Source organism: Phytohabitans maris (assembly GCF_031085175.1).
Classification (GTDB): Bacteria; Actinomycetota; Actinomycetes; order Mycobacteriales; family Micromonosporaceae; genus Phytohabitans; species Phytohabitans maris.
Window position 1 is genome coordinate 108,299 of record NZ_JAVHUY010000009.1, and the last position, 14,671, is coordinate 122,969.

Genomic DNA, 14,671 nt, shown 5'->3' on the forward strand with positions numbered 1-14,671 from the left:
GATCGGGATCCGCCGCCCCGTCGTGCCGGAACGTCTCAGAGCGCGAGCGAGGTGAGGGCGCGCTCGACGACGGCGACGCCGCGCAGGAAGTCGTCGATGCGGATGTGCTCGTCGTCGGTGTGGTCGAGCCGGCTGTCCCCCGGGCCGTACGTGGCCATCGGCACCGACCAGACCTCGCTCAGCGTGTTCATGTCCGAGGTGGCGGTCTTCACCTTGGCGCCCGGCTCCCCGCCCTCGGCCCGGATCGCACCGCTGAGCGCGCGCACCACCGGGTCTGCGCGCCGCACCCGGCAGGCCGGCACCGCGCCCCGCACCGTCACGGTGGCCGCCGGGACCCGGGTGCGCACGGCGGCCACGCAGGCGTCCACGTCGAATCCCGGCGGGGTCCGGACGCTCATCTCGGCCTCGGCGTGCTCCGGGTCGCCGCGCAGCAGGGTCAGCGTCGCTGCCGGGTCGGCGAAGCTCCGGTGCGCCGACGCCGGGTCGGCCGGGTCGGCGCCGATCTCGTCCAGCAACACCGCCCAGGCCCGGACGGCCAGCTCCACCGCCCGCGGGTACGGGGCGCTCGGGTGCGCTCCCGGGCAGTCGGCGCTGACCCGCAGGTCGAGCTTGCCCTTGTACCCCAGCACCACGTCGGACCAGCCGCTCGGCTCCCCGACGATCACGGCGTCCGGGCGGGGCAGGGTGTCCCGGACCGCCATCGCGCCGCGGGATCCCGGCGTTTCCTCCTCCACCGCACCGACCACGGTCAGCCGCCCCCGGAAGCCGGTGGCCCGCGCCGCCCCGCAGGTGAGCGCGGCCATCGGCCCCTTGGCGTCCACCGCGCCCCGGCCGTGCACCGCGTCGGCGGTGACCCGCAGGGGCGGCCCGCCGGGCACCGTGTCGATGTGCCCGAGCAGCAGCACGGACGGCCCGGGACCGCGGTCCAGGACGCCGACCGCGTTGCCGGCCGCGTCCAGGTGCGCGGCGAACCCCAGCCGGCGCATGTGGCCGGCCAGGCAGGCGGCGACCTCGTGCTCCGCGTACGACGGCGAGGCGATCGCGACCAGGTCGGTCAGCAGGTCGACGGGCGAGGTCATCCGGCACCGACCAGTGTGCCGCCGCCGGCCAGCGCCGCGCGTACCGGCTCGGGACCGGACCCGGCGGCGACCACCACCCGCGGCACTCCGCCGGCCAGCGCCTCGCGCGCGGCGACCAGCTTCAGGGCCATGCCTCCGGCCGCGTACGCCGGCAGGGTGTCTGCGACGGTCACCGCGGGCAGCACCGAGCCCGGGTCGTCCGGGTCGGTCTGCACGCCCGGGGCGCCGGTGAGCAGCACCAGCGCGCGGGCCCCGAGTGTCGCCGCGATCGCCGCCGCGGCACGGTCGGCGTCCACGTTGACCGGTGCGCCGTCCTCGTCCGCGGCCGGCGGGGACACCACCGGCACCACGCCGGCGCCCAGCATCGCGAGCAGGACGGCCGGATCGGCGCGGTCGAGGCGACCGGCGTGCTGGTCGTGGACCACCACCCGGCGACCGCCGGACACCGCCCGGACCGCGCGCTTGCGCCGGGCCCGCAGCAGACCGGCGTCCAGGCCGGTCAGCCCGGCCGCCGGCACCCCGTGCCGGGCCAGGCCGGCGACCAGCCGCGGCTTCACCATTCCGGCCAGGGCCAGGTGGACGACCTCCAGCGTCGCCGCGTCGGTGTAGCGGGTGGTCACGCCGTCCGGCGAGACCAGTTCCCGGCGCGGCACGCCCAGCCGGCCGGCGAGCCGGTCGATGTCGGCCGACCCGCCGTGGACGAGCACCACCGGGACGCCCGCGGCGTGCAGGGCGGCGATGTCGGCGCACACCGCGGCCGCGTCCACCGCGGCGTTGCCGCCGCACTTGACCACCACGACGTCCATACCGGCCTCCTAGATCGGGTGCAGTCCGGTGAAGCCGAGGCCGGACTCCTCCGGCCAGCCCATCCGGATGTTCAGGCACTGCACGGCATTGCCGGCGCCGCCCTTGACCAGGTTGTCCAGGGCACCGACGGCGGTGACCCGCCCGTCGCCGCGGTCCACCGCCGGGCCGACGTCGCAGAAGTTCGAGCCGGCCAGGATCTTCGGGTCGGGCAGCCGGAACGCGCCGCGGCGCTGCGCCACGATCCGGACGAACGGCTCGGCCGCGTACGCCCGCCGGTACGCCTCACGCACCTCCCGCGGCCCGGCACCGTCGCGCAGCCGGGCCCGGCACAGCACCTGGACCCCGCGCACCGCCTCGACGCCGGTCGCGCTCATCCGGCAGGGATGCCCGGTGGCTTGCGCGATCTCGGCCTGGTGCCGGTGCCGCAGCGGCGCGAACACGCGCATCGCGCCACTGCGCTCGGCGTGCGCGTCGCCCGGCCCGCCGCCGGCACCGGACCCGCTGGAACCGGTCCGGGCGTCCACCGCGACCTCGCCGTCGATCAGCCCGTCGACGGCCAGCGGATGCACGGCGAGGATCGCCGCGGTGGCCATGCAGCCGGGCACGCTGATCCGGTCGGCGCCGGTCAGCCGGTCGCGGTACAGCTCGGGGATCCCGGGCGTGAACGACTCCAGCAGCTCCGGCGCGGTGTGCTCGACGCCGTAGTGCTCGCGGTACACCAGCGGGTCGCGCAGCCGGAAGTCGCCGGAGAGGTCGAGCAGCACCTTGCCCCGGTCCAGCAGGCGGGGCACCAGGGCCATCGTCTCGGTGTGCGGTGCGGCCACGAAGAGCACGTCCGCGCCGCTCAGCGCCGCCGGATCGGTGAACGCCAGCCGGGTACGGCCGCGCAGGTTGGGGTGGGCCGTGTCGACCGGCCGCCCGGCCAGCCGCGCCGAGGTCACCGTGGTGAGCTCGATCTCCGGGTGGCCGAGCAGCAGCCGGACCAGTTCGCCGCCGATGTACCCGGAGCCGCCGACCACCGCCGCGGTCGTGGTCACGACGCACCTCCGACGATCCGGTCCACGATGGACGCGGCGATGTCGAGCCCGCCGTGCGCCGCTTGCAGCCCGGCGAACTCGACCCGGTGGTTGACCTCGAGCACCAGCACCGCGCCGGCCCGGTCCTCGACCAGGTCGACCCCGGCGATGTCGGCGCCGGTGGCCTCGGCGGCCCGGACGGCCAGCTTTTCGGTGTCCGGGTCGAGCACGCACGGCTCGGCGCGACCGCCGCGGGAGACGTTGGTACGCCAGTCGTCGGCGTACCGGCGCATCGCCGCGACCAGCTCGCCCCGGACCACCAGCGCGCGCAGGTCGTAACCGGGCTTGTCCACGTACTCCTGCAGATAGACGACCTGGGCCTGCGGCGATGGCTGGGCCCCGACGTGCTCCAGCACGGTGGCCGCCTCCTCGGCGTCACGGACCCGGGTGACGAGCCGTCCCCAGGACCCGACCAGCGGCTTGAGGACCACCGGGAAGCCCACCTCCGCGGCCGCCTCTTCGGCCGCGGCCGGCGAGGCGGCCAGGACGGTGCGCGGCGCCGGCAGACCCGCCCGGGCCAGCGCCAGGCTGGTCAGCCACTTGTCGCCGCAGGTCTGCACGGCGGCGGCCGAGTTGACCACGGTCATCCCGGCCGCCTCCAGCATGGTGGCCGCGTAGCGGGCCCGGACCTGGCCGATCTCCCGGTTGAGCACGAGCCCACCCGGGCCGGCCGGGCCGGACGCCGCGCGGCGCAGCGCGTTGGTGTCCAGCACCTCCGCCGCGTGCCCGCCCCGCCGCAGGGCGGTCAGCAGGCCCTTCTCGTCCGGACCGACCCGGGAGGCCAGCACCAGCACCGGATCGCGACCACCGCGGGCGTTCACTCTCCCCAGTCCTCGGCGACCTCGGGTGCGAGGGCCACCAGCAGCGGCGCGGTGCTGACCACCTCGAGTTCGCCGCGGCACTCGGCGCACTCCAGGATTTCGTGCAGCACCGGTTCGGCCGGCGCGGTCACGGTCTCGAAGCATTCGGGGCAGGTGGTCGTCACTTCGGTCCTCCTCGATTGTCGGTACGCGCGAAACTGTCAGAACGTCAGAACGTCGCGAACAGGGGCGAGTCGAGCCCGGGCCGCAGCGCCGAGCGGGCGGCGCGGGCGATCCCGGCCGCCGTGATCCCGACCGCGTCGAGCAGCTCCTCCTGGCTGCCGACCGCCGAGACGTACATGTCGCCGACGCCCATCCGGACCAGCCGCGGGCCCGGCCGGGAGGCCAGGAGCGCGGCCACCGCCGAGCCGAGGCCGCCCTCGCGCCAGTGCTCCTCGACGGTCACGACCGCCGCGCAGCCCCGGACGGCGCCCGCGATCGCCGCGCCGTCCAGCGGTTTCAGCGTGTGCACCTGGACCACGCGCGCGCTCACGCCGTCGGCCGCGGCCAGCACCTCGGCCGCGGCCAGCGCCCGCAGCGTCGGCAGCGGGCCGCAGGCCAGCAGGCAGACCTCGGTCCCGTCACGCCGCACCCGCGGCACGCCGATCCGGGGTGGTGGCGCCGGCGGCAGGTCCGGAGTCGGCTTGCGGCCGAGCCGCAGATAGACCGGACCGTCGCGATCGTGCGCCTGGTCGAGCAGGGCCACGGTGTCGGCCGCGTCGCCGGGGACCAGAACCGTCATCGCCGGCATCGCGCGCATGACCGCCAGATCCTCCAGCGCGTGGTGGGTCGGCCCGAGATGACCGGCGGCCAGGCCGCCGTGGGTCGCCGCGATCCGGACCGGGAGCCGGTTGTACGCGATGTCGATCTTCACCGTCTCGGCGGCGCGGCACGCGGCGAACGCGGCCATCGTGTTCACGTACGGCAGCCACCCGTCGTGGGCCAGTCCGGCCGCCACCCCGAACAGGTTCTGCTCGGCGATGCCCAGGTCCAGGTAGCGGTCCGCGGCCGGGCCGAAGTCGGCGCCGGTGAACAGGCCGGTGTCGGAGTCCAGGCAGATCACCCGGGGGTCGTCCCGCATCCGGGCGATCAGCCAGTCGCGGTACGCGTGCCGGGTGGCGACCGGCGCCGCGACCGGGGCGGTCACGACGCCTTCCGGAGGCTGAGGTCCCGATGGGCGCGGGCGGCGACCCGGGCCGGCAGGGTGGTGTAGTGAGCGTCGATCCGGTTCTCCGCGGCCGGTACGCCGTTGCCCTTCACCGTCCGGGCGATCACGACGCCGGGCCGGCCCGCGGTCCACGGGGCGGTGCCCAGAGCCGCGCGCAGCTCGCCGTGGTCGTGCCCGTCCACCTCCCGGACGTCCCAGCCGAAGCCGCGGAAGCGCTCGCCCAGCGGCTCCATCGGGCAGACCCGCTCGGTCGGCGACCCCAGCTGCAGGCCGTTGCGGTCGACCACGGCGACCAGGTGGTCCGCCCGGGTCGAGGCAGCCGCCATCACCGACTCCCAGCACGAGCCCTCCTGCAGTTCGCCGTCGCCGAGCAGGACGTAGGTGCGCCGCCGCGGCCCGAACCGGCCCGCCTCGCGCATCCGCGCGGACAGGGCCAGGCCCAGGCCGAGGGCGAGCCCGTGGCCCAGGGATCCGGTCGGCAGCTCCACACCGGGGACCGCCCGGGTCGGATGGCCGAGCAGCCGGCTGCCCCGCCGGCCGTACCCGGCCAGCTCCGCGGGGTCCAGGAAACCGCGCTCGGCCAGGGTGGCGTACAGGGCGATGGCCGCGTGCCCCTTGCTCAGCAGGAAGATGTCGCGCCCGGGGTCGTGCGGCCGCTCCGGGTCGACCCGCAGGACGTCGAAGTACAGCACGCTCAGGATGTCCACACAGGACAGCGAGCCGCCGAGATGGCCGCCCTCGGCGCCGGCGCACATGTCAACGACGTGGTGCCGGATCCGGGCGGCGGCCGCCTCGACCTCGGTCGCGGTGGTGCGGCCGGCGGCTGGTACGGCGAGGACGGTCATCGTGCCCTCGCCATGCTCGCCACGGTCGGCAGGTTCGCCCAGACCTTCTCGAACGCGTCCGCGTACCGCTCCAGCGCCGGTCCGGCGTCCGGGTGCAGGTGCCGCTTCTGCAGGGTCAGCGAGTCGTCGATCACCGCGCTGGTGACCGGGGTCGGCGGGGTGGGCGCCGGCGCGGCGTACGACCAGGGCACGCCACCGCCGAAGCCGACGCGGTCGGTGAAGACGGGCTGCTCGGGGAGCGGCCGGATCTGGTATCGCGACATGGGCACTCCTTCGGCCTGCAGCAGGCGGTGTACGGCCCGGCGCAGGGCACCGGGGGTGACGCCGGGCAGGCCGGCGGCCGCCGGGTCGAGCCGGAACCGCAGGATGTGCCAGGCGTGGGTGCTGCCGGGCACGACACCCGGCGGGATCAGCCCTGGCAGCGACCGCAACCGGTCGAGGAAGGCGGCCACGTGGCGTTGCCGGGCCGCCTCGTACGCCGGGAACCGGTCGAGCTGGGACAGCGTGAACGCGGCCTGGACGGAGCTCATCTTGTGGTTCCAGCCGAGCCGGTGGGACAGGTAGTCGCGGTCGCGGCCGGGCTCGATCACCTCGCCGAACTGCCGGACCGTGCGGGCCCGCGCGCCCACCGCGGCGTCGGTGAAGGTGACCAGGCCACCCTCTCCGCAGGTGGGCAGGTTCTTCGTCACCTGCAGGCTGAACGAGCCGGCGTCGCCCAGCTGCCCGACCGGCCGGCCACGCCAGGTGGCGGCGTGGGCCTGCGCGGCGTCCTCCACCACGGCGAGGCCGTGCCGGGCGGCCAGCGCGCCCAGCCGGTCCATGTCGGCCGGCTGGCCGTGCAGGTGAACCGGAAGGATCGCGGCGGTCCGCGGGGTGATCGCCGCCGCGACGGAGTCCGGGTCCAGCGTGAAGCTGACCGGGTCGATGTCGGCGAAGACCGGCACCGCGAGCTGGTGCAGCGGCGCGAGGGCGGACGCGACGAAGCTGAGCGCCGGCACCACCACCTCGTCGCCCGGCCCGATGCCGAGCGCGGCCAGGGCGAGGGACAGGGCGGTCGTGCCGTTCGACACGGCGACACAGGCGGGCGTGCCGCAGAGCTCGGCCCAGCGGTTCTCCAGCCGGCTGACCGCGGTCTCGCCGTCCGCGTTGGAGACCAGATGGTCGTCCAGCACGGCGGTGACGGCGGCCCGGTCGGCGTCGGTGATCACCGGCCAGGGCAGGTTGCGCAGCGCCCGGGGCACGGCCGGGGCGCCGCCGAAGGCGGCGAGCACCTCCGCGGCACGCCGGCGGACCGGAACGGACGGGGCGGTCACGGTGAGCTCCTTCGCGGTCGTGGTCATCGGAGGTCGGCGGCGGCACGGCCGAGGGCGGCGTGCGCCTCCTGGTACGCCCGCCGCAGGCTGCCGAGGTGGTCCCGCAGCGGGCCGGCGCAGGCGGCCGGGTCGGCGCGGCCGTGCGCGGCCGTCACCCGGACCGCGGTCCAGCGGTGCGCCACCTGCTCGACCCGGCGACCGGCCTCGGCCAGGGCGGGCCGGTCCCAGCGGGCGCCGAGCGTGCGCAGCAGCTCGCCGTGCAAGGCCGCCTGGGCCTGCATGCCCCAGCCGAACGTGTACGCCTCGGCGAGCAGCTCCGGGGTGGCCGCCGTGCCCATCCGCGCGCAGTACCGGCGGAGCCCCTCGGCGCCGGTCCAGACGTCGCCGGAGAGCGCGGCGAACCCGGCGGCGTTGACGTCCAGGGCGAGTCCCAGGCGACCCGGGTCGAGGGCCGGGATCGCGGCCGGCAGGCGGACGTCGAGCCAGCGGCCGCCGCTCGTGACCGGGCCGCTGAAGAAGACGTCCTGCTCGTCGTCCACCCCGGCGGCGCCGCAGCTGCGCAGCAGCACCTCGGCGGGTAGCGGGCCGGCGAAGCTCGGGGGCATGGCGTCGGACACCGCCACGGTGCCGGCCGTCCCGTCCACGTCGTACACCACCAGGAGATGGGCGGCGTGCACGTCGCGGTACGCGGGCCGGAACGGCAGGTGGTAGTTGTCGACCGCGACCACCGGTAGCCGCCCCGCGGCGAGCGCGTCGCGCCACTCACCGAGCGGGTCGGCCGGGTCGATCGCCCGCCAGCGCGAGGTGACCTCGTGCAGCGGCAGCAGGCTCCCGGCCAGGTCGCCGGGGCGGCGGCAGGGCCAGTAGTACTCCTCCGGCCGCACGTCGCCGGGGTGATACCGGAACTCCCAGCTCAGCCCGAGCACCTCGACCGGGTCGTGGCCCGCCTCCAGCAGCAGGGTGGCCAGCGTGGACTGCAGGCAGCTGACCGGGTCGCGGTACCACTGGGCTACGCCCCGAACGCAGGTCATGCCGCGTTCACCTCGTCCCGGGACGGGCACAAGGTGGCCGCGAAGACGTGCAGCGCGACGTTGTGCGGCAGGCGCAACCGGCGCAGCTCGGCCCGGCGGGTCACCGGCACGCGCTGGTACCAGATGTGCGCGGTGACCCCGGGCTGGACGTGCCGCGGGTAGTGCATGGCCGACGTGGCGACGGCCTCGTCCTCACCGAACACCGCCGAGGCGGCCCAGAAGTCGGAGACGCGCACCGTCTCGAAGTCCACGCTGCCGTCGGCGAAGTGCAGGGCCACCTCGTCCTCGACCCGCCGCTCCCCCGCGGCGAGCAGGCAGCACCAGTCGTACCGGCCGGGCGGGACCGTCACGAGCTGCCCCTCGCAGCGCACGTTGTCGGGCCGGCCGGGTCCGGCGGCGGGGAAAGCGAAGCGGACGCCGCCGATATCGACCGGGCGGCCCAAGGGCAGCTCCTCGCCGGGCAGCGAGTTGCGCCAGACGTTGAACCGGCCGCCGCCGGTGTCGCCGGCCTGGGTGATGCCGGCGTTGTTGAGGTGTGCCGCCAGCTCGATCGGGACCTGCTCCCGCATCGGAGGTGCTCCTTTCCAGGACGTGGCGTCCGCGCCGGTCAGGCGACCAGGGCCGGTGAGGGTTGCTTCGGTCTCAACGGACACCGCCGCTCCTCCCGACGGCGATCCGCCGGTCCCGCAGCCGCTGGTAGAACGGCCGGTGATGGGCGTCGAAGGCGGCGAGCACGGGATGGTTGGCCACGGTGTCCGGATACTCGGCGGCTACGGGGCGGAAGCCGTCGGTGGCGCCGGTGCGCACGTGCCACCGGCGGGTGCGCTGCCACTGCGGCAGCAGACCCGGTGACCAGGACAGCGCGTCCGGCCGGAAGTCCCAGCCGACGGCGGCGCAGACCGCCGCCACGGTGGCCGGCGGATCGGTGACGAGGTCGTCGGAGTCGACCACCACGGCCGCGCCGCCCGCGGCCGTGACCGCGTCGTGGATCTCGGCAAGTCGCTCGAACCCGACCTCCGGGCTGGTCAGCCGCGGGTTGAGGGCGAAGTGCGAGGCGATGGCGGCCGCCGGGTCACGGATGAGGAAGACGTGGCTGACCCGGCGCAGGAAACCGCGGTCGGCCAGCAGACCCGGGTAGCGGAAGTCGGTGGTGTCCTTGAAGAAGACGGGTCGGTCCGCCGCCAGCCGTTCGATCCGCGCGACCAGCTCGGCCTCGCTGCGCACGGTGTGCCCGGCCACGGCGTACTCCCCGAAGTCGGTGAGCTGCGAGAACGGCTCGTGCAACACCACGTGATCGCCACGCTCGGTGATCATGCGCAGGAAGGCGGTCGATCGTGACCGCGGGGCGCTCCACAGCGCCACCACGGATGGACGACTCCCGACGCTCCCGGACATCCCTGCCACCTCCTCAACTCCAGTAAGGCTATGATGACTGTAGTAATCTAATGTCGTCAACACCGAGATTTCGTCGAGGACAGGCGATTCGAGTACCATCCAGGGAGCGGCGTGGCGATACAGTGGTAAACATTGGGCTTAGTGACTGGAGTCGACAGCACCCATGAAAGACCTCGTGATGGGTCAACCGGAGTTTGGTAACCGTCTGCGCAGCCGCCGCATCGAGCTGGGTCTGTCGCAGAAGGCCCTGGCCGGCGACAACATGACGCCCAGCTACATCTCGCTGCTGGAGAACGGCAGCCGGGTGCCCAGCCTCGAGGTCGTGATCCGGCTGGCCCGCCTGCTCGACGTCACCCCTCAGGAGTTGCTCGGCCATGAGGTGGAGGGCCTCGGCGGCGGCCGCGGCAGGGAGCCTTCCGAGCTCGTCGCCCAGGTCGAGATGCGCCGTCTCTCCGAGATGGGCGACCTCGCCGGGGCCCGCAAGCTGATCGAGGAAAAGCTCGCCGGCGCGCGCCGCACCGGCAACGACGAGGCGGGCCTGGCGTACGGCATCGAGCTGCTCAAGGTCCTGACCGACCAGGGCGACCAGGAGAAGCGGCTCGCCCTGGTCGACGAGCTGCGGCGGTTCCCCAGTGTGGACCGCTCCCCCGCCATCCAGGTCGTGCTGGCCGCGCACAACGCGTCGATCCTGCGCGAGATGGGCCGGCTCGCCAGCGCGCACAAGGCCGCCCAGGAGGCGGTGGAGCTGGTCAGCGAGGGTGAGCTGAGCGGCAGCAGCGAGCACGTCCAGCTGCTCGGCATCCTCGCCTCGATCGAGGTCGAGACCAACGCCTTCGACGCCGCCGAGCGCACGATCGAGGAGATGATCCGGCTTGCGAACGACGGCGGGTACGCCGGCGTCCTCGGCCGGACGCACTGGATCGCCAGCATGGCCTACTCCCGCATGGGCCGCCCGGCCCCGGCGTACGAGCACCTGCTGGCCGCACACCAGACCCTGGTCTTCGGCACCATGACCCTGCACGACTGGCTCCGGTTCTCCCGGTTCACCGCGTCGGTCCTGCTGGAGGGCGGGCACGACGTCGAAAAGGCCCGCGACTGGATCGACTCGGCCGAGCTGAACGCGCGCCTGGCCGGGCTCGAGCCGGACCGGCTGGCGGCGCAGCGCGAGCGCGCGCACTACGAGCTCACCGCCGGCAACCCGGCCGAGGCGGCCAGGCTCTACACCGAGCTGCTCGACCGGCCCCAGCAGGTCAACAGCAGCGAGACGGTGATCGCGCTCGCCGGGCTGAGCGACGCGCTGCAGCGGGTCGGCCGCATCGACGAAGCCATCGAGTGGCAGCGCAAGGCGGCGGAGCGCTACGAGGCGGACGGCAACTACCGCCGGGCTGCCGAGTCCTGGCGCAAGATCGACGCCCTGCGCCAGCAGGCCGCCGCCCGGGGCTGAACCGGGCCGCTGCGCGGCCGGCACCCTGCTGGCAGGGCACGCGCCAGCGGTCGTAACAAAGCGGCCACCGTCCATTCTCGACAATGCGGGCGACCGCTAGGCTTCGCGTGGCGGGTTGAGCTATCTCTCCGGGAGGGACAACACCATGAGCGACAGGTCGTCCACCGACGGCGAGCCTTACACCAAGATCGATACCTCCGTGCCGCACTCGGCGCGGATCTGGAACTACTGGTCCGGTGGTAAGGACAACTACGCCGTCGACCGCGAGGCCGGGGACGCCTTCGCCGCGACCTTCCCAGGGGTGTTCGACCTCGCCAAGCAGGCCCGGCAGTTCCTCATCCGGGCCGTCACCTACCTGGCCACCGACGCGGGCATCCGCCAGTTCCTCGACATCGGCACCGGACTGCCGACCCTGGAAAACACCCACGAGGTCGCCCAGCGCGCCGCGTCGGACGCCCGCATCGTCTACGTCGACAACGACCCGCTGGTGCTGACACACGCCCGCGCACTGCTCACCAACACCACCGACGACGGCGTCACCGCCTACGTCAACGCCGACCTGCACCACCCGGAGCAGGTCGTCGCCGACGCCCGAAACATCCTGAACCTCACCCAGCCGGTCGCGGTCATGTTCATGGGAGTCCTCGGCCACGTCGCCGACGACGACGAGATGCGCTCCATCGTGGCCCGCGTGATGGCCGCCGTCCCCTCCGGCAGCTACCTCGTGATGTGGGACGGCACCAGCACCAGTGACGACCAGGTCAGAGCACTCGAAGACTACAAAGACACCGGCGCCGTCCCGTACATCGGGCGAAGCCCGGAGCAGATCGCCCGCTGCTTCGAGGGCCTGGAAATACTGGAGCCGGGCCTGGTCCCGGTCTCCCACTGGCGCCCCGACCCCGACGCCGGCACCGTGGCGCCGGTAGACGGATACGGCGCCGTGGCACGCAAGCCCTGACAGCGAAACGCGACACCGCGACGTCCTGAAGCGGCTCAACCAGCCGGATCGCTGGAGTCCCCAGCCGCCCCGAGGGCCATCGCGGAGAGTAGTTCGTACGCGACATGGGCGCCGGCGAAGCCGGTGATCTGGGCGTGGTCGTACGGCGGCGCCACCTCGACGACGTCCGCGGAGACGAGGTTGGCGTCGCGGAACGAGCGGAGCATGGCCAGCAGCTCCCGGCTGGTCAGGCCACCCGGCTCGGGCGTGCCGGTGCCGGGCGCGTGTGCCGGGTCGAGGACGTCGATGTCCACGGAGACGTACACCGGCCGGTCGCCGACCCGTGCCCGGATCCGGTCGATCGCGCCGGCCAGCCCGTCCGCCTCGATGTCCGGGCAGGTCACGGTCGTGAAGCCGATGCGGCGGTCGTCGGCGAGGTCGGCGGGGCCGTACAGCGGGCCCCGGATGCCCGCGTGCACGCTCGCCTCGCGGTCGATGAGCCCTTCCTCGGCCGCGCGCCGAAACGGGGTGCCGTGCGTGTAGTCGGCGCCGAAGTAGGAGTCCCACGTGTCCAGGTGGGCGTCGAAGTGCACCACCGCCACCGGGCCGTGCCGGCGGGCCACGGCGCGCAACAGCGGCAGGGCGATGGTGTGGTCGCCGCCGATGGTCAGCAGCCGGGCCCCGGTGGCGAGCAGTTCGTCGGCGCCGCGTTCGATCGACGCGATGGCCTCCTCGATGCCGAACGGGCTGCACGAGATGTCGCCGGCGTCGACCACCTGCATGGCCGCGAACGGCTGGACGTCCACCGCCGGGTTGTACGGGCGCAGCAGCCGTGAGCTCTCGCGCACGTGCCCCGGGCCGAACCGGGCCCCTGGGCGGTACGAGACACCGGTGTCGAAGGGCACGCCGACGACGGCGACGTCGAACGCGCTGACCTGGTCGAGCCGGGGCAGCCGGGCGAAGGTGGCGGGCCCGGCGAACCGGGGCACGGTACGGGCGTCCACCGGGCCGACGGGTCCGGCGCCGGCGGGCGAGGTGTGGGGCACAGGATCTACCTTCCGTGGGGCATTCGGGTGCCGGCTCAGGCCAGCACCTTGGAGAGGAACGCGCGGGTGCGTTCGTGCTTCGGCGCGCGCAGCAGCTCGTCCGGCGGGCCGGACTCCACCACCACGCCGTCCGCCATGAACACGACGCGGTCGGCCGACTCGCGGGCGAAGCCCATCTCGTGGGTCACGACGATCATCGTCATGCCGTCCGCGGCGAGGCCGCGCATCACCTCCAGTACCTCGCCGACCAGTTCCGGGTCGAGCGCCGAGGTCGGCTCGTCGAAGAGCATCAGCGCGGGGCGCATGGCGAGTGCCCGCGCGATGGCGACCCGCTGCTGTTGACCGCCGGACAGCTGTGCCGGATGGCTACGTTCCTTGTCCGACAGGCCGACCCGCTCGAGCAGCGACCGGGCCCGTTCGACCGCCTCGGCTTTCGGCTCGCGCCGCACCTGGATCGGCGCCTCGATGAGGTTTTGCAGGACGGTGAGGTGCGGGAAGAGGTTGAAGTTCTGGAAGACCATGCCGATGTCGGCGCGGCGCCGGCAGATCTCGCTCTCCCGCAGCTCGTACAGCTTTCCCCGCGCACGGCGGTAGCCGACCAGCTCCCCGTCCACTGTCAACCGTCCAGAGTCGACCTTCTCGAGGTGGTTGACGCAGCGCAGGAACGTGCTCTTGCCGGATCCGGACGGACCGATGAGGCAGACCACCTCACCGGGGAACACGTCCAGGTCGACGCCGCGCAGCGCCCGTACGTGGCCGAAGCTCTTGGTCACCGCCTCGGCGCGGACGACTGGTTCGGTCATGTGGAGGCCCCCTTGCCGAAGCGCCGCTCCAGGAAGTACTGCCCGACGCTGAGCACACCGGTCATCACCAGGTACCAGAAGCAGGCGACGGTGAGCAGCGGGATCTGCAGGAAGTTCCGGGCGTAGATGGTCTGTACCGAGGTCAGCAGGTCGGGCAGGGAGATCGCGATCACCAGCGACGTCATCTTCAGCATGGAGATCGCCTGGTTGCCGGTGGGCGGGACGATGAAGCGCATCGCCTGCGGCAGGACGATCCTGCGCAGCGCCTTGCCGGGCGGCATGCCGAGCGCGGCGGCGGCCTCCGACTGTCCACGTGGGACGCTCAGCAGGCCGGCCCGGATGATCTCCGCCATGTACGCGGCTTCGGCCAGGCCGAGGCCGAGCAGGGCGGCGCCGAAGCGGCTGATCAGCGAGTTGGTCTCGGCCTCCACGAAGACCGGGCCGAAGGGTACGCCGAGGCCGATCTTCGGCAGGACGGCCGACAGGAAGAACCAGAACAGCAGCTGGACGAGGACCGGGATGCTGCGGAAGAGCGCCGAGTAGCCGAGGCTCACCGCGAGCAGCACCGGGTTGCCGGACAGCCGCATGACCGCGAGAATCCCGCCGAGCACGATGCCGATCAGCATGGCGAGCACGGTGATCCGCAGCGTCATGAGGAGTCCCTCGAGCACCGGCTCGGCGAAGAGGTAGTCGCCGACGACGTCCCAGCGCATGGCCGGGTTGGTCGCCAGTCCCTCGACGATCATCACGACGAGGAGCAGCAGGAGCCCGGCCAGCAGCCACCGCCACGGATGGCGGCGGGGCACGACCACCTCGTCCAGCCCAACCGTTCCGGTACGCCGGGACGGGAGGATCTTCAGCGTCACC

At 73.8% G+C, this 14,671-nt stretch carries 16 protein-coding genes; 2 read left to right on the top strand and 14 right to left on the bottom strand.

Going from position 1 to position 14,671, the window contains the following annotated elements; translation table 11 throughout:
• Window positions 1-35: 35 nt before the first annotated feature.
• From RB614_RS11680 to RB614_RS11730, 11 genes are all read right to left on the bottom strand, one after another.
• Complete coding sequence (locus RB614_RS11680) at window positions 36-1,079, bottom strand: M20/M25/M40 family metallo-hydrolase (RefSeq protein WP_308712456.1); 1,044 nt, start codon at window positions 1,077-1,079, stop codon at window positions 36-38.
• Window positions 1,076-1,885 (bottom strand): [LysW]-aminoadipate kinase, encoded by an 810-nt coding sequence (locus RB614_RS11685; RefSeq protein WP_308712457.1) that lies wholly within the window; start codon window positions 1,883-1,885, stop codon window positions 1,076-1,078. Before RB614_RS11685 ends, RB614_RS11680 begins: the two co-directional genes overlap by 4 nt.
• 9 nt (window positions 1,886-1,894) lie before the next feature.
• The gene (argC, locus tag RB614_RS11690) at window positions 1,895-2,923 is read right to left on the bottom strand and encodes an N-acetyl-gamma-glutamyl-phosphate reductase (RefSeq protein WP_308712458.1); all 1,029 of its coding nucleotides are present in this window, start codon (window positions 2,921-2,923) and stop codon (window positions 1,895-1,897) included.
• The gene (locus RB614_RS11695) at window positions 2,920-3,783 is read right to left on the bottom strand and encodes a RimK family alpha-L-glutamate ligase (RefSeq protein ID WP_308712459.1); all 864 of its coding nucleotides are present in this window, start codon (window positions 3,781-3,783) and stop codon (window positions 2,920-2,922) included. Before RB614_RS11695 ends, argC begins: the two co-directional genes overlap by 4 nt.
• On the bottom strand, window positions 3,780-3,947 hold the full coding sequence (locus tag RB614_RS11700) for a lysine biosynthesis protein LysW (RefSeq protein WP_203855675.1): 168 nt from the start codon (window positions 3,945-3,947) through the stop codon (window positions 3,780-3,782). The genes RB614_RS11695 and RB614_RS11700 overlap by 4 nt, the downstream gene beginning before the upstream one ends.
• A gap of 44 nt (window positions 3,948-3,991) precedes the next feature.
• Window positions 3,992-4,969 (bottom strand): transketolase family protein, encoded by a 978-nt coding sequence (locus RB614_RS11705; RefSeq protein ID WP_308712460.1) that lies wholly within the window; start codon window positions 4,967-4,969, stop codon window positions 3,992-3,994.
• Window positions 4,966-5,835 carry a transketolase gene (locus tag RB614_RS11710; RefSeq protein WP_308712461.1) on the bottom strand — a complete coding sequence of 290 codons (870 nt, stop codon included), beginning with the start codon at window positions 5,833-5,835 and terminating at the stop codon, window positions 4,966-4,968. Before RB614_RS11710 ends, RB614_RS11705 begins: the two co-directional genes overlap by 4 nt.
• Window positions 5,832-7,175, bottom strand: a complete 1,344-nt coding sequence (locus RB614_RS11715) for a DegT/DnrJ/EryC1/StrS family aminotransferase (protein ID WP_308712462.1) — start codon at window positions 7,173-7,175, stop codon at window positions 5,832-5,834. Before RB614_RS11715 ends, RB614_RS11710 begins: the two co-directional genes overlap by 4 nt.
• Window positions 7,172-8,179, bottom strand: coding sequence for a BtrH N-terminal domain-containing protein (locus tag RB614_RS11720; protein WP_308712463.1), 1,008 nt, complete (start codon window positions 8,177-8,179; stop codon window positions 7,172-7,174). The genes RB614_RS11715 and RB614_RS11720 overlap by 4 nt, the downstream gene beginning before the upstream one ends.
• A complete protein-coding gene (locus RB614_RS11725) occupies window positions 8,176-8,748 on the bottom strand; it encodes a hypothetical protein (protein ID WP_308712464.1) in 573 nt (190 codons plus the stop codon). Before RB614_RS11725 ends, RB614_RS11720 begins: the two co-directional genes overlap by 4 nt.
• Before the next feature lie 73 nt (window positions 8,749-8,821).
• Window positions 8,822-9,574, bottom strand: a complete 753-nt coding sequence (locus tag RB614_RS11730) for a sulfotransferase-like domain-containing protein (protein WP_308712465.1) — start codon at window positions 9,572-9,574, stop codon at window positions 8,822-8,824.
• Window positions 9,575-9,737: 163 nt separating this feature from the next.
• On the opposite strand from RB614_RS11730, the gene RB614_RS11735 reads away from it, so the two are divergent.
• Together RB614_RS11735 and RB614_RS11740 are read left to right on the top strand one after the other, a co-directional pair.
• The gene (locus RB614_RS11735) at window positions 9,738-11,018 is read left to right on the top strand and encodes a helix-turn-helix domain-containing protein (RefSeq protein WP_308712466.1); all 1,281 of its coding nucleotides are present in this window, start codon (window positions 9,738-9,740) and stop codon (window positions 11,016-11,018) included.
• Window positions 11,019-11,163: 145 nt separating this feature from the next.
• The gene (locus RB614_RS11740; RefSeq protein WP_308712467.1) at window positions 11,164-11,976 is read left to right on the top strand and encodes an SAM-dependent methyltransferase; all 813 of its coding nucleotides are present in this window, start codon (window positions 11,164-11,166) and stop codon (window positions 11,974-11,976) included.
• A gap of 35 nt (window positions 11,977-12,011) precedes the next feature.
• Here the strand turns inward: RB614_RS11740 and speB are convergent, their stop codons facing one another.
• Genes speB through RB614_RS11755 form a run of 3 tightly spaced genes read right to left on the bottom strand, consistent with a single transcriptional unit; the run spans window position 12,012 to window position 14,670 of the window.
• The gene (speB, locus tag RB614_RS11745) at window positions 12,012-13,001 is read right to left on the bottom strand and encodes an agmatinase (protein WP_308712468.1); all 990 of its coding nucleotides are present in this window, start codon (window positions 12,999-13,001) and stop codon (window positions 12,012-12,014) included.
• A 35-nt stretch (window positions 13,002-13,036) separates the two neighbouring features.
• On the bottom strand, window positions 13,037-13,804 hold the full coding sequence (locus tag RB614_RS11750; RefSeq protein WP_308712469.1) for an amino acid ABC transporter ATP-binding protein: 768 nt from the start codon (window positions 13,802-13,804) through the stop codon (window positions 13,037-13,039).
• A complete protein-coding gene (locus RB614_RS11755; RefSeq protein WP_308712470.1) occupies window positions 13,801-14,670 on the bottom strand; it encodes an amino acid ABC transporter permease in 870 nt (289 codons plus the stop codon). The genes RB614_RS11750 and RB614_RS11755 overlap by 4 nt, the downstream gene beginning before the upstream one ends.
• Between the last annotated feature and the right edge of the window lies 1 nt (window position 14,671).

What these genes read in the sequence shown, in the direction of transcription:
- RB614_RS11710 (WP_308712461.1), bottom strand. Translation starts at nt 5,835, where the DNA reads ATGACCGTCCTCGCCGTACCAGCCGCCGGCCGCACCACCGCGACCGAG.
- RB614_RS11735 (WP_308712466.1), top strand. Translation starts at nt 9,738, where the DNA reads ATGAAAGACCTCGTGATGGGTCAACCGGAGTTTGGTAACCGTCTGCGC.
- RB614_RS11730 (WP_308712465.1), bottom strand. Translation starts at nt 9,574, where the DNA reads ATGTCCGGGAGCGTCGGGAGTCGTCCATCCGTGGTGGCGCTGTGGAGC.
- RB614_RS11715 (WP_308712462.1), bottom strand. Translation starts at nt 7,175, where the DNA reads ATGACCACGACCGCGAAGGAGCTCACCGTGACCGCCCCGTCCGTTCCG.
- RB614_RS11680 (WP_308712456.1), bottom strand. Translation starts at nt 1,079, where the DNA reads ATGACCTCGCCCGTCGACCTGCTGACCGACCTGGTCGCGATCGCCTCG.
- RB614_RS11685 (WP_308712457.1), bottom strand. Translation starts at nt 1,885, where the DNA reads ATGGACGTCGTGGTGGTCAAGTGCGGCGGCAACGCCGCGGTGGACGCG.
- RB614_RS11740 (WP_308712467.1), top strand. Translation starts at nt 11,164, where the DNA reads ATGAGCGACAGGTCGTCCACCGACGGCGAGCCTTACACCAAGATCGAT.
- RB614_RS11725 (WP_308712464.1), bottom strand. Translation starts at nt 8,748, where the DNA reads ATGCGGGAGCAGGTCCCGATCGAGCTGGCGGCACACCTCAACAACGCC.
- RB614_RS11720 (WP_308712463.1), bottom strand. Translation starts at nt 8,179, where the DNA reads ATGACCTGCGTTCGGGGCGTAGCCCAGTGGTACCGCGACCCGGTCAGC.
- RB614_RS11750 (WP_308712469.1), bottom strand. Translation starts at nt 13,804, where the DNA reads ATGACCGAACCAGTCGTCCGCGCCGAGGCGGTGACCAAGAGCTTCGGC.